Source organism: Stutzerimonas azotifigens DSM 17556, assembly GCF_000425625.1.
GTDB classification, from domain to species: Bacteria; Pseudomonadota; Gammaproteobacteria; order Pseudomonadales; family Pseudomonadaceae; genus Stutzerimonas; species Stutzerimonas azotifigens.
The window spans coordinates 37,870-56,174 of the sequence record NZ_KE384422.1 but is presented as its reverse complement, the minus strand read 5'-3'; the positions used below and the strand labels follow the sequence as shown (position 1 = coordinate 56,174).

At 60.9% G+C, this 18,305-nt stretch carries 9 protein-coding genes and 1 other RNA gene; 2 read left to right on the top strand and 8 right to left on the bottom strand.

Going from position 1 to position 18,305, the window contains the following annotated elements; all coding sequences use genetic code 11:
- Window positions 1-355 precede the first annotated feature (355 nt).
- Window positions 356-3,295, top strand: coding sequence for a DEAD/DEAH box helicase (locus H610_RS0121750; RefSeq protein ID WP_028241639.1), 2,940 nt, complete (start codon window positions 356-358; stop codon window positions 3,293-3,295).
- A gap of 174 nt (window positions 3,296-3,469) precedes the next feature.
- On the opposite strand, the gene H610_RS0121745 is transcribed toward H610_RS0121750, so the two are convergent.
- The 8 genes from H610_RS0121745 to H610_RS0121715 all read right to left on the bottom strand — a co-directional run bounded on the left by H610_RS0121745 (window position 3,470) and on the right by H610_RS0121715 (window position 17,174).
- On the bottom strand, window positions 3,470-5,584 hold the full coding sequence (locus tag H610_RS0121745) for a hypothetical protein (RefSeq protein ID WP_043239323.1): 2,115 nt from the start codon (window positions 5,582-5,584) through the stop codon (window positions 3,470-3,472).
- 140 nt (window positions 5,585-5,724) lie between these two features.
- The gene (locus H610_RS0121740; RefSeq protein WP_084166527.1) at window positions 5,725-8,745 is read right to left on the bottom strand and encodes an RNA-directed DNA polymerase; all 3,021 of its coding nucleotides are present in this window, start codon (window positions 8,743-8,745) and stop codon (window positions 5,725-5,727) included.
- 199 nt (window positions 8,746-8,944) lie between these two features.
- Window positions 8,945-10,201 carry an integrase domain-containing protein gene (locus H610_RS0121735; protein WP_028241636.1) on the bottom strand — a complete coding sequence of 419 codons (1,257 nt, stop codon included), beginning with the start codon at window positions 10,199-10,201 and terminating at the stop codon, window positions 8,945-8,947.
- Window positions 10,202-10,385: 184 nt separating this feature from the next.
- Window positions 10,386-10,763: a transfer-messenger RNA gene (ssrA, locus tag H610_RS25250) on the bottom strand.
- A 147-nt stretch (window positions 10,764-10,910) separates the two neighbouring features.
- On the bottom strand, window positions 10,911-11,219 hold the full coding sequence (locus H610_RS0121730; protein ID WP_028241635.1) for a hypothetical protein: 309 nt from the start codon (window positions 11,217-11,219) through the stop codon (window positions 10,911-10,913).
- Between the two features lie 157 nt (window positions 11,220-11,376).
- On the bottom strand, window positions 11,377-14,196 hold the full coding sequence (locus H610_RS0121725) for an FAD-binding and (Fe-S)-binding domain-containing protein (protein ID WP_028241634.1): 2,820 nt from the start codon (window positions 14,194-14,196) through the stop codon (window positions 11,377-11,379).
- Window positions 14,197-14,236: 40 nt separating this feature from the next.
- Entirely contained in the window at window positions 14,237-15,391 is a 1,155-nt protein-coding gene (gene lldD / locus H610_RS0121720) for an FMN-dependent L-lactate dehydrogenase LldD (protein ID WP_028241633.1), read from the bottom strand.
- Window positions 15,392-15,479: 88 nt separating this feature from the next.
- Window positions 15,480-17,174 (bottom strand): L-lactate permease, encoded by a 1,695-nt coding sequence (locus H610_RS0121715; protein ID WP_028241632.1) that lies wholly within the window; start codon window positions 17,172-17,174, stop codon window positions 15,480-15,482.
- Window positions 17,175-17,437: 263 nt separating this feature from the next.
- On the opposite strand from H610_RS0121715, the gene H610_RS24350 reads away from it, so the two are divergent.
- On the top strand, window positions 17,438-18,232 hold the full coding sequence (locus H610_RS24350; protein ID WP_051231912.1) for a GntR family transcriptional regulator: 795 nt from the start codon (window positions 17,438-17,440) through the stop codon (window positions 18,230-18,232).
- Window positions 18,233-18,305: the final 73 nt, after the last annotated feature.

Genomic DNA, 18,305 nt, shown 5'->3' with positions numbered 1-18,305 from the left:
CAAATGGAGCAATGGCTGGAGTCGGCCAAATGCGGTCACTCAAAGAGGCATGAAGGTTGTGTTCTTTCTTTAGTGTTCTGTTCCAGGTACACAAAATCCTGCACAGACTCGCTTCCCTTTGTTCCAAGGCAGATGACAGCGGGTGGCGATGGTGTTCATGGCTTGTCCTTCACGTGATGGAGGACAAGTCAGCAAGGGCCACTTCCCACCGTATTGGCTAGCAGAGGAGATGCCAAGATGATTGGTTACACAGGGCAGGGGGCGCCTGGCAGGACTACACCTTACTAGTGCTTCGCTGGTAGCCTGTGGCCATCATTTAGGCAGACTCATCTTCATCCTCACTCTGGTAACCGTAATGGCCGTTGAAGCAGGGAAGTACGCAGACGTCTATCGCAGCTGGCAGCAGCATCTGTTCAATTTCAATCTGGCTGTCCGGGAAACCCAGACGCCTGGCTTGCGTAAGCCGCAACTGGCGGCTCTTTATGCCGCCCTAGGGCACTTGGTGATGGCGCCGGCCACGACCGCGACGATTGTGATGCCGACGGGTACCGGGAAAACCGACACCATGCTCGGGCTGCTGATCGCCGGGCGGCTACCTAGGACCCTGGTGTTGGTTCCTTCCGACCCGTTGCGTTCGCAGCTGGTAGAGAAATGCCTTGAGCTGAAGAAACTACGAGAGATTGGTGCCATTTCGGTCAGCGCACTCAACCCGGTGGTGCACGCGATCGGTTCAGGCCTCTCGGCAGACGAGGTCCAACAGCTAGCCGAGGCCAACGTCATCGTTGCTACGCCGCAAGCACTGCAGCGCTTCGACCAGCCGGCCTTGGAGGCCTTGGCTGCGTTGTGTAGCCACTTGATAATCGATGAGGCGCACCATGTGGCCGCCCTGACCTGGAGCCGGGTCAAAAGTGCGTTCAAGGACAAGCCCTGTCTACAGTTCACGGCCACGCCGTTCCGTGAGGACAACCAGCCGCTGGATGGCAAAATCATCTACAACTACCCGCTGAAGGATGCCCAGATTGACGGCTACTTCAAGGCGATCGAGTTCCATCCGGTGCGCGAGTACAACCTGGAACTGGCTGACCAAGTGGTGGCTGACAAGGCAGTCGAGCTATTGCGAAACGACCGCGCGCAAGGGTTCAACCACCTGCTGATGGTGCGTGCACGGTCACAGACGCGTGCCGCCGCACTGTTTGAATTGTACAAACAGCACGAGGATCTTTCGCCCATCCTCATCCACAGCAAGGTGCCGAATCGGGCCAAGCTACTGGGTGAAATCGTCGAGAAGAAGTACAAGATCATTGTCTGTGTGGACATGCTGGGGGAAGGCTTCGATTTGCCGGAGCTGAAGATTGCGGCTATCCACGACCAGCACCGCAGTCCCGCCGTCACCCTGCAGTTTATCGGTCGCCTTACGCGAGTCGATGATACGCTCGGTGACGCCAAGTTTGTCTCGAACATCGCCAACCAGAAAGTCGACTACCAGATGGCGGTGCTATACAAGGAAAGTGCTGACTGGAGTGCGGTGATCCGCGATGTCAGCCAAGACAAGATTGCCCGCGAGATCGAGAAGGAGACGTTTACCGAACAGTTTCCGGATGATGCCGACGCCGAGGACATTTTCGGGTTGAACCCCAACCCCAAGATCAGTGCGGTCGCCTATCACGTGGAGCATGACGACTGGCGGCCCGAGAAGGCCAAGCACTTCTCGCAGAAGAAAGAGCCGCTGCAGCTGCTGTCCGTCAACGACGAAGCCGACACAATCATCATGGTGACGAGGCGCGAAACGCCCGTCGGCTGGGCGCAGACGTCGACGATCGTCGACACCAACTGGATCCTCTACCTGGCGTACTACCATGCGTCCGACAAGACGCTGTTCGTCCACTCTTCCGGGGATGAGTCGCAAACCAACCGCTTTCTGGGCCTGATCGCCAAGGATGGCCGGCGCATCAGCGGCGAGCCGACCTTTCGCACACTGCACGGCATCAAACTCATGAAGCTGCAGAACGTGGGGCTGTCGCGCATGCGCAAGGATCTGCGCTTCACCATGCATGTCGGGCGCGACATCAATACTGTCATCAGTGAAATTGAGAACGGCACGGCGAGAAAGTCCAACATCTTCGCAACCGGGTACGAGGATGGCCAGCGCACCACCGTTGGCTGTTCGCACAAGGGTAAGATCTGGGAGATGAACGCTTCGAGCATCAACGACTGGATCGAGTGGTGCAAGCGCGCTTCGCAGAAGCTCAACGACGCGACGATTAACCCCTCTGAAGTTCTCAAGGATGTGATTCGCTCGGAAAAGATCGAGGCGGCGTGGCCTGCGGGACTGTTCTATGCCGATTGGCCGGCGTCGATCCTGATCGAAAATGAGCAGAAGATCTCGCTGGCGTACCTGGCTGAGGTGTTCAACCTGCTGGATGTCGAACTGGGCAAGCCCCGGCGAATCGATCCATTGACGCTGGAAGTGCCCATCAGCGCAACGGCAGTCGATGGCACGGAGCGCCATTTACCTGATATCACGATCCGGCTGATGGATGACGCCTACAAATTTTCCTGTCCGGGGGTCAAGATCGTCTTCTCTGAAGAGAGCTCATTCGAGCAGTACCTGGATACCAACCCGTTGGTGCTGCTGGACGTCGACGGTTCGATGGTCGAAGGCAACTACCGCTACTACTCCCCCAACAGTTTGGACTTGAAGCTGCCGGTCGCCCTGATCGAGCCGTGGGACTGGGGCACAACCCAAATCCACAGCGAGTCGATGCGGGCGGACCGCAACCCGGACACAGTTCAGGGATTCACCTATAGCAAAATCGAGAACGACTACACGTTCATTTTCAACGATGATGGTGCCGGTGAGATCGCCGACCTGGTGGCAATCAAGGAAAGCAAGGACGCTATCTTTGTCGACCTGTACCACTGCAAGTATTGCCCTCAGCAAGATGGCGAGGCGCGGCCGGGGGCGCGTGTCTCCGACGTCTACGAGGTCTGCGGCCAGGCATCACGCTCGGTGAAATGGTTGCACACGGAAGAAAAGTTCTTCAACCGGTTGTTGCAGCGCTACCAGCAATCGTTGCCCAAAGGCTTCGACAGGATTCTCAAGGGCGAGCCCATGGATTTGGAGTTGCTGCGCAACAAGTGCCACGACCACGAAATGGTGTTCCGCTTTGTGATCGTCCAACCCGGTATTTCGGCAGGCAAGGTTTCCGCTGATCAGCTGGCCGTGCTTGGCACCAGTTACTCGTACATCAAGAGCGTGTCGGGCTCGGATGTGAGAGTCATTACCAGCATTTAAATTAAGGTTACTACCGCCTGGTAGCGGAGAACATTCAGTCCAATCGCCATCTGAGGCGTCAGGGACGACTATGGCCTCAAACCTGGATACGAGTCGTCCCTAAACGGCAGATATTGGCCGAAGCCGGCCACACGGTCGCTATGGGCAACGATATGTTCTTCCTTCAGCAGATGTTCAGTACAAATCGTTTACCTCATATTGGCGGCGAACCTCGATGTTGACGATGTGACGAGGCGTTCGCCCACGCCGGGGATCGCCGTTGGCGATGGCGACGATGCCCTCATCTTCGTCGCCAGCCCACAGGCCGACTAGGTCGTGCAGGAAAAAATCCGCATAGGAGCAACTAGCGTCCCGCACCTGAATCGCCACGACCGAGGCTTTGCTCGTGTGCAGCTGGGTCAAGTTCCTGACGAGCCGGGCCGGGGCAACCCAGAGCGTCGGGCGCGGCGAGGCCGGCGTCGCGAACAGGTAGTAGGCGTGCTCTGACTGCTTGAGCATGTCCTCGCACTGCTGCAGGTCGACGCCTATCGTCGAACTGAAGCCCCGCCCCGATCCAGTGCCGCTGCGCTTTTTCACCTGCACAAGGGTAGCTCGCTCGATCACCGTTTTGCCCTCGTCCACGATACGGGTCAGGAATAGCACATCCGCCCCCAGCGGAACCCCGGCAGGCGTGCAAGCACCTTCCTCCCGCTTGCTGGGCTGGCGCACCTTCACCGACAGGCTCGGATACGTCGCTCGCGTCGTGGCCGACAGCTGACGCAATTGGTGGCTCGCGTTGCCAACTGCCTCCTGCGTTAGGGCCAGGAGACGCGCTGTATGGGCCTCCTCGTCTTCTCCCCAGGTCACCGAATACTCGCGGCAAAACTTTTCCTCAATCTGGCTGAGCGCTCTATGGATGACACGCTCTACGGACGGGTCGCCCAGCCAGGTTTGGGCGCCAACGCTGGGCAGCGCAGTGGCATCATCGCCCTGGCCTACCGCGCCCTCCAAGTCCGGTGCACCTTGCCTGGACCGCACCAGCCCGTTGGCCCTCAGTTGCATCTGCCTTGGACCTGTGCCGGAGAACCGGTTCGTAAAAGCCAGGTTATCCTCGCCATCCAATAGTCGCAGCAGTACCGGCTCTACTTCGGCGAACGCAGTCTGCTCGAGCCAAAGGCAAGCGAAATAGAGGAGACCCTGAGCTAACTCCGGCTCTCCTTTTACTTGGTCAAAAAGATCCTGCCGCCAGGCCTCGCGGGCTGCTGGGCCTAGTTGGTTCCACAACGCCTCTCGGTCCCACGCCCCGGATGGTAATTCTCTGAGGCTTTCAGCAATGCGTTGCTGGGCGAGCCGCGCGGGGGCCACGAACTTGTGCCAAGTCGCAGCAAGCGCGAGGTCTGAGGGCATGGTATCGGTCAACAAGGTAGCAAGCGTCGAGCAGGCTTTGGCAACGCATTCCCTGAAGTCGTCTTGCTTCTCTGTCTTCGGACGGCTGTGCCAGCGCAGGAACAGGCTGCGCACATCGCCCGCCTCAATCATGCTGCAATGTTGGATCAGCCGAGGAAAGACCGTTGGATTGGCACGACTAAGAACCTGCTCACAGGCCCACCGGGACGCCTGGACCGTCGGCGAAATCGCAAACAGTAAGAAAACGAGATTAGGCAATTTGCCCGAGGACATGCCGAGATGGGTCTCTAGGTAGTGGCATACATGCTGCCAATGCTGCTCGACCAGTTGCTCGAAAGCCCAATTATTCTGGCCGGGACGGGGGGCGACTAGTTCAAGACCATGGATGCAATCGTCCTGCGACGTGCTGGCCACTAGCGCCGCCATGATCTCCCGATCGTCCAGAAAACGATCTCGGTCGGCATCTAGCAGCCAACTCATCCATATTGCACGGGGCGCTATGTCCGCCAAGATGATTTCGCGTAAGGCCGGCAAGTCGCCTTGAAGCATATTCGACCTGAAGTCCTCCACCGCAGACCGGTAGGCATCTTGGTCCAGAATGGACGATGAATCCCTGATCTCGGTAGATTCGTGCCCGAGCAATGTGAGCACCATTGCAATCGGCCCCTCCTTTGCGACGCTCTCGAGCTGGTAGACAAAGCGCTGGCGAACAGTGAGCACATCCGATAACCAATCAAATGCAACGCTGACTCGTTCAGAGGGTATGTGGACATAGTCCAGCCGAAGCATGTCCTCGCGGACGTCAAAGTAGCGTCCCAGGTACTCGACCAGCGCCGGGGCCCAATCGGCCAACAGTATGCTGGCAACTGCCAATTCATCGTCAAAGCTAATCTTCACGCTCAAGGCGTTCTCCCTTTCCCCGCGGCTGGGGGCGACTATCCGAGTGCCGGCGAATGTGGTGCGTTGAACTGATGAGACTCGACAAATCTATCGTGCCACCAGCAGTGCAAAGCGTTGCTCTCTATACCTACTCATTTTCTGATTTATGCCTTGGGTAATACTTTCCGATCCGCTGCCATGTCCTCGTTAAAACCATCTGGAACAGGTTTGAAACCTGAGGTCGGCGAGCGGTGGCTTGACTGGAACTGACGAAGGCTCAGTACGTCGATTTCACCTGTAATGCAGTAGTCGTGGTTGCCACCCTTGACGCGCAATATGTCGCGTTTCCAACGGTCCTTGTAGGGGGCGCGGATACGACTATCGCCGAAGCGGCGGTTGTTGCACTGGATGATGTAGGCGTGAATATCCAGCGCGGCAGACTCCACTAGTGCATTGAATGTGTCGGTATCGCTGTTCCACTCTGGAACAAACAGCGCATCGACTTGGCCGCGTAGGTCAGCGCGGTAGCGGATATTCGTCAGCTCGCTGCAGATCATGATGGCAAAGCGGAAGTCCCCATGCTGGATGACCGGGGGCTTTTGCCACTGCTGCTCTTGAGCTGGCTTCATCTGTAGGCCGGCCAGACGAAAGAGTTCTTGCTCCTCATGAAATGCTGGGCGCTGTTTATCCTGGCGATAGAGCATCAGCGAAGGGAACCCAAGACCGTCATGGGTGAGCGAAGCCCAAACCTGGTGGCGTACATACTTTTTCGGTGCGTGGAGGTACTCCACCCCGGTGATCAAAGATATGCCACGGCCCTTGAGCTTGTCGGCGATACGCATAAACCATTGGGGTGGTAGAGCCACTTCCGGAAGGATCACGTAACCAGCGCCGTCAGGCCGAGAGATCAGTTCGTTGATAAGGCGATTGATGCGTTGATAACGGTGAAGGCCATCCGGGTCGGGTAACCCCATGATGGCGGCGGTAAAGCTTTCATCTTTGGTTTCCAAACTGGCTACAGCAATGGTCTGTTTGGCTTTGGGTTCTCCATCCGGGATATGCAACACCTGTTTTTTGTCGAGGTGCGGCATCTTGTGCTCAGTCAGCTCAAAACCTCGTAGTGCCTGCACCACCAGCCCCAGCGTTTGGCGGCTGGTGGCGGCAAAAGGGTTGGGCGCTATGAGGTAGAGCTCATTGAGGCTGAACGGTCGAGTGGCAAAGGTAAGTCCAGACGGGGTACCGCGTTTAAACCTGAGCCAATTTGCCAGCGTGGCTATGCCGTCGCTCATCTCATCAGGCAGCAGTTTCTCTAAATCAGTAGTTGTGAGGTTTTTACGGAGTGGCATGCCACGCGGGCTGACCATTTCCTGAGGAAGGCCTGCAAATCGCAAAGGGATATGGGCCAGGTCAAAGCTGAACATACGAGCGTGGAGCTTCTGTATGTGCTGGCTGGTTATGTTCATTGGACTGTCCAGAAAGCTACCCCATAGGATGCTGGCAAGGCTCTCCATATGCCTGGTCATCTGGTTCTTCCAGGCGGTAGCCCCCGACTTACTTAGGCGGGAAGGAAACGCTGAGACGATGCTCTGCGCTGTAACTTCCCAGATGGATTGTTTCCATAAATGGCGGGCTTCGGCTGGCACGTCGGCAGCGGCCAGGCTTTTGATCACTAGAGAGCAGTCGTTCTCAACTTTAATGATCAGGCCACCTAGTGCATTGATGATCTTGTCTAGGTACTCAAAATCTTCACAGGCGGTAGCCATGCGGATGATGCGTGGCAGGTATTGAGCCAGTTCGAAGAACTTAACCGGGGTCAGCAGATGCTCGATGACTGCGGCGAAAAAAGCATGGCGGTGCGCTTGCCAATCCTCTGGGGGGATATCGCGCTCGAAGGCTTCGTAGTTGCGAAGGCTGAGTGCAAAGCCAGCTCGGTGAAGCGTCAGGGCATCTGTTTTGCGTAGGTTGTCTGCTTGCTCACCGGCAAGGTTGGTAGCTTTGAGCAGATCCGTTGCCACGGTGTTTGGCGAATTCGGCAGGTCCGGTAAAGCGCGCCATTCGCTGGCACGTTGGTTGATCTGTTCGGAAATGGCGTTGACCAGAGCGGTGCCTGCAGAGCCCCCAAGGATGAACAGCTTGTTTTTGCTGTTTTCAAAAGCGATGCGGTCCTTTTTGAGATAGTCAGGCTTGAACAGAATGCTGCCTTTATCTTTTTTGAGCAGATCCTTTCCGCCGTCGCGACTAAAAATCCACTCCCAAAACTGCTCGGTGCTTTTGATGTCGCTAGCGTTTTCCATGACCAGCAGAATGTCGTCTACATAACGACCGTAGTACAGCGGTACTACTTGTTGCTCGATGAACTGGTCGAGCTTGAGTAGCGCGGCGTTTGCGACTACAGCAGACGCAGGCAAACCGACGGGTAAACCTTTTTTCAGTGGTGTTTCTTGTGCCCAGGCCAACAAGGCGGAGATGAACAGGCGGTTAAGTTTTGACTGCGATTCGCTCAGCTCAATTTTGGCTAACTTGAGGAAGCTATCATCGAGCATAAAGCCGGGGCTTAGCTCGTGATAGAAACTGCTTACATCGGCTGTCAGGGCTAATACTTTTTTCTTCTCGCTCAGGGCAGTGCGCATCGCCTTGATGCCACCGTCGCGCCACTCGCGAAAGGGCCTGAGGTAAGGCTTGAAGGAGCCAAGTGCCCACGTGTTGATCTCGTCATGCCGGTTACGGCGCAGGCGGCTGCCAAAGACGTTGCTGCTGAGCTGCTTGTCGAAGAGACCGCCGACTTCCATCATCCAGAGCGATGACAGCACGTGAAAGTCGATGCTGCAGCGGGCCATTAGGCGGAATACGGCTGTGGGGGGGTTACCGGCTTCAGTCGCGCTTAGCCACTCGGCTTCCGGTGAGGCGAAGATCAGGCTTTGATCTTTTTCTGCCTTCTCTGCCTTCTCTGGCCGGATTTCTTTGGGTGCCAGTGTCCAGGTGCCGAGAAATGCCGGGTCTTTCACCCAGTCCTCGCTTGTGGCTTCGATCCGATCTTTTAGGCGAGTGAGGTTTTGGCTCAGGTCGTCTTCATAGTTGGCGATGTCGAACAGCGAGGGGTTGGTTGAGTAGTAGAGATCAACCTTGGCCTTGCGGTAGGCAAGGCCGAGATCGTGCAGCGATACCGACATCTGGGTGACGTCCATTTCTTAACCTTCGGCAATCCTGAGATATCCGGATATTACCGAAAGCAAGCAGGAGTGGGCGAAAGCATTGCAAAGCGCCCTATCTCTACTAAATCGTTGTCATGAATAGACTACCGGACTACCCATAGGCAATTTAACGGGCAGCTTTTGGCCGGTTGCTGCCTGTTACTACCGTCTGCTTAACGGTAGTTGGCACTAATCAGCGTATCGAAACGACCTTTCTGTCCCGATTTTCCTTGATAGCTGACATCGAAAGATTGCCGGTAGCTGCTTGCTGGATATGCTCGCTCCACCAAGCCATCATCGGGCGTCTGCGCTCGATGTAATCCGCTCGGTTGTAAGCGCTGCGAACCTCGTCCTTGTCGACGTGAGCAAGCGCCACCTCGATCAGTTCAGGATCCCAGCCATGCTCGTTTAGGATGGTGCTGGCCATTGAGCGCATGCCGTGGCTTACCAAGCGGCCTTCGAAACCCATTCGCTTCAGCGCCATGTTAGCGGTCTGGCTGTTGCAATGGGTGCGAGGATTGCGGTCTGCAGGGAACACAAATTCCCGGTGCCCGCTGTAGGGTTTGATTGCCTCCAGTAACGCCAGAGCTTGCTCCGTAAGTGGGATAATGTGCGTGCGACGTTTCTTCATTCGCTCAGCAGGAATCGTCCAGATACGCTTTTCGAAGTCGATGTCTGCCCAGCGAGTGGTAGCTGCTTCCGCTGGTCGGGTCATGGTGTGAAGCTGCCATTCGATCAGGCAACGGGTCGTTCTCTTTATGCTGGCATTGGCAATTGCCACCATGAGCTCACCCAGCTCATCGGGTGGCAGTGCTGCCATGTTTTTCTTTTTCGGTTTTTTGAAAACGGAGCGGATGCCGCTGAGCGGGTTCGCGTGAATCAGTCCCGAGTTGACTCCGTAGGTCATGATCTCGTTGAGTCGCTGCGTCAGACGTTTAACAGTCTCCAGGCTGCCTTTGGTTTCAAGAGGCCTGAGCAGGTTTATGACCTTCGGTGCGGTGATGGCGGAGATGGGCGTAGTGCCCAGATCCGGAAAAACGTGGAGCGTGAGCGAGCGCCAGATATCTTCGGCATAGGCTGAAGTTACTGAATCTTTTTTGAGCTCGAACCATGCTGTCGCGACGTTTTTGAATGTGTGCTCTGTAGCTGCTTTCTTGGCCAGACGCTCAGCATCGCGTATTTCCTTCGGATCCAACCCCTGCGCGACAATCTCCCTAGCTTCAACGGTTCGCTTGCGTGCCTGAGCCAGGCTCACCTCGGGAAAGGTGCCAAGACCCATGTTGATCCGTTTCTTCGTTACGGGATGGATATAGTTGAAGTTCCACAGCTTGGAGCCATTGATTCTCACTCGCATCTGAAGGCCGTTGCCATCAGTCAACGTGTAGTCTTTCTCCTTCGGCTTGGCGGCTTTGACTTTGAGGTCTGAAAGGCGCGTGGCTTGGGCACCCATGATGTATTCCAAGGCTGTTTATGTATTCCAAAATTTACCAGCGGAACGCTTGGAATACCACGTGGAATACACGAATCCTAAGATGCTGCTGGACGCTATCGGATCGTAACGGTGCTCAAATCCCCGTATTTGCTGGGTTTCAGGCACAAAAAAGGACGTCCGTGGACGCCCTTAGATGTGTATTTGGTGGAGCCGGGGGGATTTGAACCCCCGTCCGCCAGTTCTCCACTGTCGGTACTACATGCTTAGCCCGATCTATTGAGTTAACCCATTGCGGCCCGATGGGCAGGGCGCTTTGGGCGAGCTGTATGAGATTTAACCGCTACGTCTACAGCGAACTTCGCGGCGATCCTGTTCTATCTGACGGTCACTTCGGGTTTACAGGCATCCCCTGGTGACCGCTGGAGCCGAAGCTACCAGAGAAGGTTAAGCGGCGAGCGCGTACCCTTCGTAGTTGTCGTCGTTGGCAACTATAGGTTTGCAACAGTTTATTTACGAGTTCTGTTACCAACTCGGCATGCACCTAGAGCTTTGTTACCGGCGTCGAATCCTAATCGGCCCCAAAACTGCTGGTGTTTTCACCACGGCGCGCAGTGTAAGCCAATGCGCGCGTCACGTCGAATCCAGGACGGTAATACCCGACTCCATTCGTCGGATATTGCAAGGGAAGCAGAAAGGCCAACGGGGCCGTTGGCCTTGCCCAGCCGGCTCAGTTGCTGGAGCCGGAGGAGCTGCCAGCGGTGCCTTGGCTGTCGCTGCTGCCGGGGCCTTCAAGCAGCTGCAGGGCTTTGGTGGTGTGGGTGATGCAGCCTTCGGTATCGCCCGAGGACTGGGCCTGCTTGGCTTGCGCGATCAGGTCCTCTACCTCGCTCTTGGCGGGGTCACCCAGGGTATTGGAATTGGTCGCCATGTTGCTCTCGACCTGGGTCATATTGATCTCGCAGAGGTCCTTGTCCTGGGCGAACACGGCCGGGCTGGCGAGCAGAACAGCGGTTGCAGCTAGAGCGAACGGTTTCATCGGTGAGTCCTCCATGCATTTCGTTAACCGGCGGGGTACCGCAATGCGGCACCCTTGACCGGGCGGGATGGAGCCCTCGCTTGCCGGGCTCTATATGTCGGACTGCAACGGGCGAAGAGCGTTTCATCGACGAATTTCGTCGATCTGGCGTGCAGGCTCAGGGCGAGGTCGGGGCCCTGGGGCGGCTGACCCGGTCCACCAGGTAGACCAGGCCGTGGTAATCGATGCCGCCGTGCTGGCTCAGGCCGATCTCGCAGGTGCGGCTGGTGGAGATGCCTTCCTCGCAATGCTGCACGGCGTCCTTGAGGGTGCGCAGCGAGTGGGCGTTGAGCTCCGGGGTAGTGAAGCCCTTGTCGCCGGCGAAGCCGCAGCAGTGGATGCCTTCCGGGACCACCACCGTCTTCGCGCAGCGGCAGGCGATCTCGATCAGCGCCGGGCCTTCGCCCAGATGCTGGGTGCTGCAGGTGACGTGCACGGCGATCGGCGCCTCCTGCGGGCTGATCTCCAGACGGTCGAGCAGGTGGGTGCGGATGAAGCGCACCGGGTCGTAGACGTCCAGGCGCTCGTCCGCCAGCTCCTGTACCAGGCGCAGGGTGCAGGGGCTGGTGTCGCAGTAGATCGGGTCGAGCCCGCCGCGGCTGGCGCGCAGCAGGGCGTCGAGGGTCTGCTGGCGCTTGCGTTCGGCCTGTTCGAGGTAGCCCTTGGAGGCGAACGGCTGGCCGCAGCAGAGGTTGTCCAGATCGTCCGGGAAGACCACCTGGTAGCCAGCCTTTTCCAGCAGCGCGCGGGTCTTGTCGATCAGCGGGGTCTGTTCCTGGTCGCGCGCGGCCGGACCCATGGCGCGTGAGGTGCAGGCGGCGAGGTAGACGACTCGCGGCTGGTCGCCGGCGCTCGGCTTCGGCAGCTGCAGGCGGTACAGCGGTTGCGGCATGGCAGGCGTCCACTGCGGCACGCGGCCATCGCTCAGGCGGGTGAGGGTGGCGGACGTCCTGGCCAGCAGGCGGGTCCCCATCAGCAGTTGCGCGCCGTTGGCGACGTGCAGGCTGAAGCGCGCCGCCTTCATGGCGGTGGCGAAGTGCCCGGCGAGCCAGTCGGCCGTGCGGGTTTTGTCGGCCCGGGTGCTGCGCAGCTTGCGCACCAGTTCGCCGGTGTTGATGCCGACCGGGCAGCGCTGCGCGCACAGCCCGGTGGCAGCGCAGGTTTCCAGGCCGCGATAGGCGTAGTCGGCCTCCAGTGCGCTGGCATCCTCGCCGGCACGGTGGCGGGCCTTGATGTCGCGCCACATGACGATGCGCTGGCGCGGGGTGAGGGTCAGTCCGTTGGACGGGCAGACCGGTTCGCAGAAGCCGCACTCGATGCACTTGTCGACGATCTCATCGGCGGCCGGCATCGGTTTGAGGTGCTTGAGGTGGATCTGCGGATCTTCGCTGAGCACCACGTCGGGGTTGAGGATGCCCCTGGGGTCGAGCAGGCGCTTGATCTTCCACATCAGCTGGTAGGCGTCGCTGCCCCATTCCAGCTCGACGAAGGGCGCCATGTTGCGCCCGGTGCCGTGCTCGGCCTTCAGTGAGCCGCCGAACTCGACGGCGACCAGCTGCGCCACGTCCTGCATGAAGGCTTCGTAGCGGGCCACCTGGGCGGGGTCGTCGAAGCCCTGGGTGAAGACGAAGTGCAGGTTCCCTTCGAGCGCGTGGCCGAAGATGATCGCCTCGTCGTAGCGGTGCTTCTCGAACAGCGCCAGCAGGCGGTTGACGCCCTCGGCCAGGCGTTCGACCGGAAAGGTCACGTCCTCGATGATCACCGTGGTGCCGGTGGGGCGCACCGCGCCGACCGCGGGGAAGGTGCCCTTGCGGATGGCCCACAGCTGGCCGCCGATCACCGGGTCCTCGCTGAAGTCCACCTCCTGCTCGACGGGGAAACCGGCCAGCGCAGTGCGGGTCAGTTCCAGCTGCTCGTGCAGCAGGCTCTGCGTCGCTGCACGCGACTCGATCAGCAGCGCGCAGGCGTTGGCGGAGAGGTCCCGGACCCAGGCCGGCAGGCCGGGCTTATCCTGCACCGAGCGCAGGCTGCGGCGGTCGAGCAGTTCCACCGCATCGACCGGCTGGCGCTTGAGCACCGGCACGGCGCGACAGCAGGTTTCCACGTCGGGGAAGACGATCAGCGCGGTGGCCTTGTGCGGGTGCTCGGGCACCGTGTCGTAGGTCACCGCGCTGATGAAGCCGAGGGTGCCCTCGGAGCCGACCATCAGGTGGGTGAGGATGTCCAGCGGCTCGTCGAAGTCGACCAGGGCGTTGAGCGACAGCCCGGTGGTGTTCTTCAGCCGGTACTTGTGGCGGATCTTCGAGGCCAACTCCGCGTCGGCACGGGTTGCGCGTGCGAGTCCGGCGAGCTCTTCCAGCAGCGCCCCGTGGCTGGCGCGGAAGGCCGCGACGCTGGCGGCGTCCTCGGTGTCGAGCACGGTGCCGTCGGCCAGCACCAGGCGCATGCCGGCGAGGGTGTTGTAGCTGTTCTGCGCCGTGCCGCAGCACATGCCGCTGGCGTTGTTGGCGACGATGCCGCCGATCTTGCAGGTGGCGATCGAGGCTGGGTCGGGGCCGATCTTGCGTCCCAGCGGCGCCAGCCAGGCGTTGGCCTGGGCGCCGATCACGCCCGGCTGCAGGCGGATCTGCGCACCGTCCCGGCGGATTTCGCGGCCGTTCCAGCGGTCGCCGAGCACGATCAGCACGGAGTCGCTGACTGCCTGCCCCGACAGGCTGGTGCCGGCGGCGCGGAAGGTCACCGGCACGCGCGCGGCGTCGGCCAGCCGGAGCAGGCCGACCACCTCGTCCTCCGATTCCACCCGTACCACCAGCTTCGGCAGCAGGCGGTAGAAGCTGGCGTCGGTCCCGTAGGCCAGGGTCGAGAGCGGGTCGTCGAAACGTCGCTCGGCCGGGATCAGGCGTTGCACCTCGACGAGGAAATCGGCAGGTAGGGTCATGGCGGCTCCGGATGTGTGCGGGACGGGCGCGTAACAGGGCTCAGCCGATGACCGAGCCGGCCTGCGGCACCAGCAGGTCGCGGCTGATCTCGCTGACCGACTTGGCGCCGGTGAGCACCATGGCCACGCGCATTTCCTTCTCGATCAGGTTCAGCAGGTTGGTCACCCCGGCGGCACCACCGGTGGCCAGCGCGTAGATGAAGGCGCGGCCGAGCAGCACGGTGTCGGCGCCGAGCGCGATCATGCGAACCACGTCCAGGCCGGTGCGGATGCCCGAGTCGGCGAGGATCTTCAGGTCGCCCTTGACCGCGTCGGCGATCTCCGGCATCGCCCGCGCGCTGGAAAGCACGCCGTCGAGCTGGCGGCCGCCGTGGTTGGACACGACGATGCCGTCGGCGCCGAAGCGCACCGCGTCGCGCGCGTCGTCCGGATCGAGGATGCCCTTGATGATCATCGGGCCTTCCCAGAAGTCGCGGATCCACTCCAGGTCCTTCCAGGAAATGGACGGGTCGAAGTTGTTCGCCAGCCAGCCGATGTAGTCCTCCAGCCCGGTCGGATGACCGCGGTAGGTGGAGATGTTGCCGAGGTCGTGCGGCTTGCCCATCAGGCCGACGTCCCAGGCCCAGGCCGGGTGGGTCATGGCCTGCAGCATGCGGCGCAGGGCGGCGCGCTCGCCGCTCATGCCGGAGTGGGCGTCGCGGTAGCGGGCGCCGGGGGTGGGCATGTCGACGGTGAACACCAGCGTCTTGACCCCGGCGGCCTTGGCGCGCTCCAGGGCGTTCTTCATGAAGCCGCGGTCCTTGAGCACGTAGAGCTGGAACCACATGGGGCGGTTGATCGCCGGGGCCACTTCCTCGATCGGACAGACCGACACGGTCGACAGGGTGAACGGGATGCCCTTGGCCGCCGCGGCCTGCGCCGCCTGCACCTCGCCACGGCGGGCGAACATGCCGCACAGGCCCACCGGGGCCAGCGCCACCGGCATCGACAGGGTCTCGTCGAACAGCTGGGTCTCCAGCGTCAGCTCCGACATGTTGCGCAGCACGCGCTGGCGCAAGGCCACGCTGCTGAGGTCGTCGACGTTGCGGCGCATGGTGTATTCGGCATAGGCGCCGCCGTCGATGTAGTGGAACAGGAAGGGCGGAAGCTTGCGTTTTGCAGCGGCACGGTAGTCGGTAGAGGCAGAAATGATCATGGGATGCACACCGGTTCGGAAGCGCTTGAAAGGATGGGGTGAATGACCTTCGCCTCGCGGACGGGGCGAACGCCGGGACGGACGGCGGTCAACGGCCGACCAGGGGGTCGCTGACCCCCAGCCAGTACACGGCGATCAACGCGAGCACGCCGGTGAACAGCACGTAGTACAGCATTGGCCAGACGGTCTTGCGCAGCGTGATGCCTTCGCGGCCGAGCAGGCCCACGGTGGCCGAGGCGGCGACCACGTTGTGGATGGCCACCATGTTGCCCGCCGCGGCACCGATCGCCTGCACCGCGACGATGAGCGCGCTGGAAATGCCGAGGTTCTGCGCGACGCCGAACTGGAACTGGCTGAGCATCATGTTGCTCACCGTGTTGGAGCCGGCGAGGAAGGCGCCCAGCGCGCCGATGCTCGGCGCCAGCAGCGGATAGACCGGACCCACCGCGTCGGCGACGAAGCGTGCCATGGTGATCGGCATGCTCGCCAGATCCCCGGCGTTGACCCCAGAGTTGATCATGATGCGCACCATCGGCACGGTGAACAGCAGCACGAAGCCGGCGCCCACCAGCACCTTGCTCGATTCGCCGATGGCCTTGGGCAGCTCGCTCGGCTTCATGCCGTGCAGGAACACGGTGGCGAAGGCGACCAGCACCATGATGCCGCCGGGCAGGTAGAGCGGCATGAAGTCGCCGTTGATGCCGGTCTCGCCGAGAATGTTGGAGAACACCAGCACCACCGCCTTGAGCGGCTCGCCGACCTGCGGGAATACGCGGGTGATCACCAGCAGCAGGCCGACCAGCACGTACGGCAGCCAGGCCTTGAAGGCGCTCATGGGCTTGCTGGTGAGTTCGTCCAGCTTCATCTCCACCGTGCTCATCCATTCGCTCGGCCACTGGCTGGTCTCGGGGAAGTCCCAGACGGTCTTTGGCATCAGGAAGCCGGCGCGGGCCGCGGTGGTGACGATCGCCAGGCCGATCAGCCCACCGAGCATCGACGGGAACTCGGGGCCGAGGAAGACGCCGGTGGCGACATAGGGCAGGGTGAAGGCGAGGCCGGCGAACAGGGCGAACGGCAGCACGTCGAAGGCGGCGCGCCAGCTGCGCTCCTTGCCGAAGAAGCGGGTCAGCATCAGCGCCATGATGAAGGGCATCAGGGTGCCGACGATGGCATGGATGATCGCCACCTCGCTGGTGATCAGCTGCAGGTAAGCATCCCAGCTCGAGCCCTGGGCGACCAGTTCGCTCCCCACCGTAGCCGTGTCCAGGCCGCCGGTGATACCGATGAGGATGGGTGTACCCACCGCGCCATAGGACACCGGCGTGCTCTGCACCAGCATGCCCATGAGCACCGCCGCGAGGGCCGGGAAGCCGATGGCCACCAGCAGCGGCGCGGCGATGGCGGCGGTGGTGCCCCAGCCGGACGCGCCTTCGATGAAGCAGCCGAACAGCCAGGCGATGATGATGGCCTGGATGCGGCGGTCCGGGCTGATGGTGGCGAACCCGGCGCGGATGGCGCTGATGCCGCCCGAGCGCTTGAGGGTGTTGAGCAGCAGGATGGCGCCGAAGATGATCCACAGCACGCCGGCGGTGATCACCAGGCCCTGCAGGGTCGAGGCGAGGATGCGGTTGACGCTCATGTCCCAGACGAACAGGGCAATGGCGGCGGCGATCAGGTACACCAGCGGCATGGCGCGCCTGGCTGGCCAGCGGAAGCCGACGAGCAGGACGGCGGCGATCAGGATCGGGGCGAAGGCAAAGAAGGCGAGAACTCCGTCGGACATCAGCGGTTCCTCGGGACGGAGCCGTCGATTACGCGGCAGTTGCTGGCAGATAGGATTCGCATAGAGACCTCATGATTCTTCTGCGGATATTGTTCTGTAAAGTGGTAATACCACTTGCCAGGCGCGAATGCCCAGCCTAGGGGGCCTCGATACCTGCGTCAATCTGTCCGCCTCAGACTTTGGTCTTAACCGGGGTCGGTTGTGGTAGCCCCGCAGTGGGGGCTAGTCTGGATATCCGGAATTGGTAAGACCAAGAGGGTGCGATGGAAGTAGGGGTGGTGCGCCAGCGACGTCTGGCCGACGACATCGTCCAGCAGATCGAGACGATGATCCTGGAAGGCACGCTCAAGGCCGGCGAGCGGCTTCCGGCCGAGCGGGTGCTGGCCGAGCGCTTCGGCGTGTCGCGCCCCTCCCTGCGCGAGGCGATCCAGAAGCTGGTGGCCAAGGGGCTGCTGATCAGCCGGCACGGGGGCGGCACCTTCGTCGCCGAATCGCTCGGCACCACCTTCAGCGATCCCTTGCTGCATCTGCTGGAGAGCAGCGGCGACGCCCAGCGCGACCTGCTGGAGTTCCGCCACACGCTGGAAGGCGCCTGCGCCTATTACGCCGCGCTGCGGGCGACCGCGCTCGACCACGAGCGCCTGGGCACGGCCTTCGAAACGCTGCAGAGCTGCTACAGCCGCAACGGCATGGTGAGCCGGGCGGAAGAGGGTGCGGCGGACGCGCAGTTTCACCTGGCGATCGCCGAGGCGAGCCACAACGCCGTGCTGCTGCACACCATCCGCGGGTTGTTCGACCTGCTCAGGCGCAACATCGTCACCAACATCGGCGGCATGTACGCCTTGCGTGAGGAGACCCGGGACATGCTGCTGCGCCAGCACCGCGAGCTGTACGAGGCGATCATTCAGCGACGCCCCGAAGAGGCGCGGGACATTTCCCACCGGCACATCCACTACGTGCAGGCGGTGCTCGCCGAAGGCCAGCAGGAAGCGCAGCGCATGGCGCGCGCGCAGCGGCGCAGCATCGCCGGTGCTGGGACGAAGGGCGAAAAACACTGAGTTCAATATTGCCCGGTTGGGCAAGTTCGCCCCGAGGTCGGGCCTCCCACAAAAGCGGCGTTTGCCCACCGAA

Coding starts and splice junctions, on each gene's coding strand:
- H610_RS0121750 (WP_028241639.1), top strand. CDS start 356: ATGGCCGTTGAAGCAGGGAAGTACGCAGACGTCTATCGCAGCTGGCAG.
- H610_RS0121740 (WP_084166527.1), bottom strand. CDS start 8,745: ATGGACGTCACCCAGATGTCGGTATCGCTGCACGATCTCGGCCTTGCC.
- H610_RS0121735 (WP_028241636.1), bottom strand. CDS start 10,201: ATGGGTGCCCAAGCCACGCGCCTTTCAGACCTCAAAGTCAAAGCCGCC.
- H610_RS0121730 (WP_028241635.1), bottom strand. CDS start 11,219: ATGAAACCGTTCGCTCTAGCTGCAACCGCTGTTCTGCTCGCCAGCCCG.
- H610_RS0121725 (WP_028241634.1), bottom strand. CDS start 14,196: ATGACCCTACCTGCCGATTTCCTCGTCGAGGTGCAACGCCTGATCCCG.
- lldD (WP_028241633.1), bottom strand. CDS start 15,391: ATGATCATTTCTGCCTCTACCGACTACCGTGCCGCTGCAAAACGCAAG.
- H610_RS0121715 (WP_028241632.1), bottom strand. CDS start 17,174: ATGTCCGACGGAGTTCTCGCCTTCTTTGCCTTCGCCCCGATCCTGATC.
- H610_RS24350 (WP_051231912.1), top strand. CDS start 17,438: ATGGAAGTAGGGGTGGTGCGCCAGCGACGTCTGGCCGACGACATCGTC.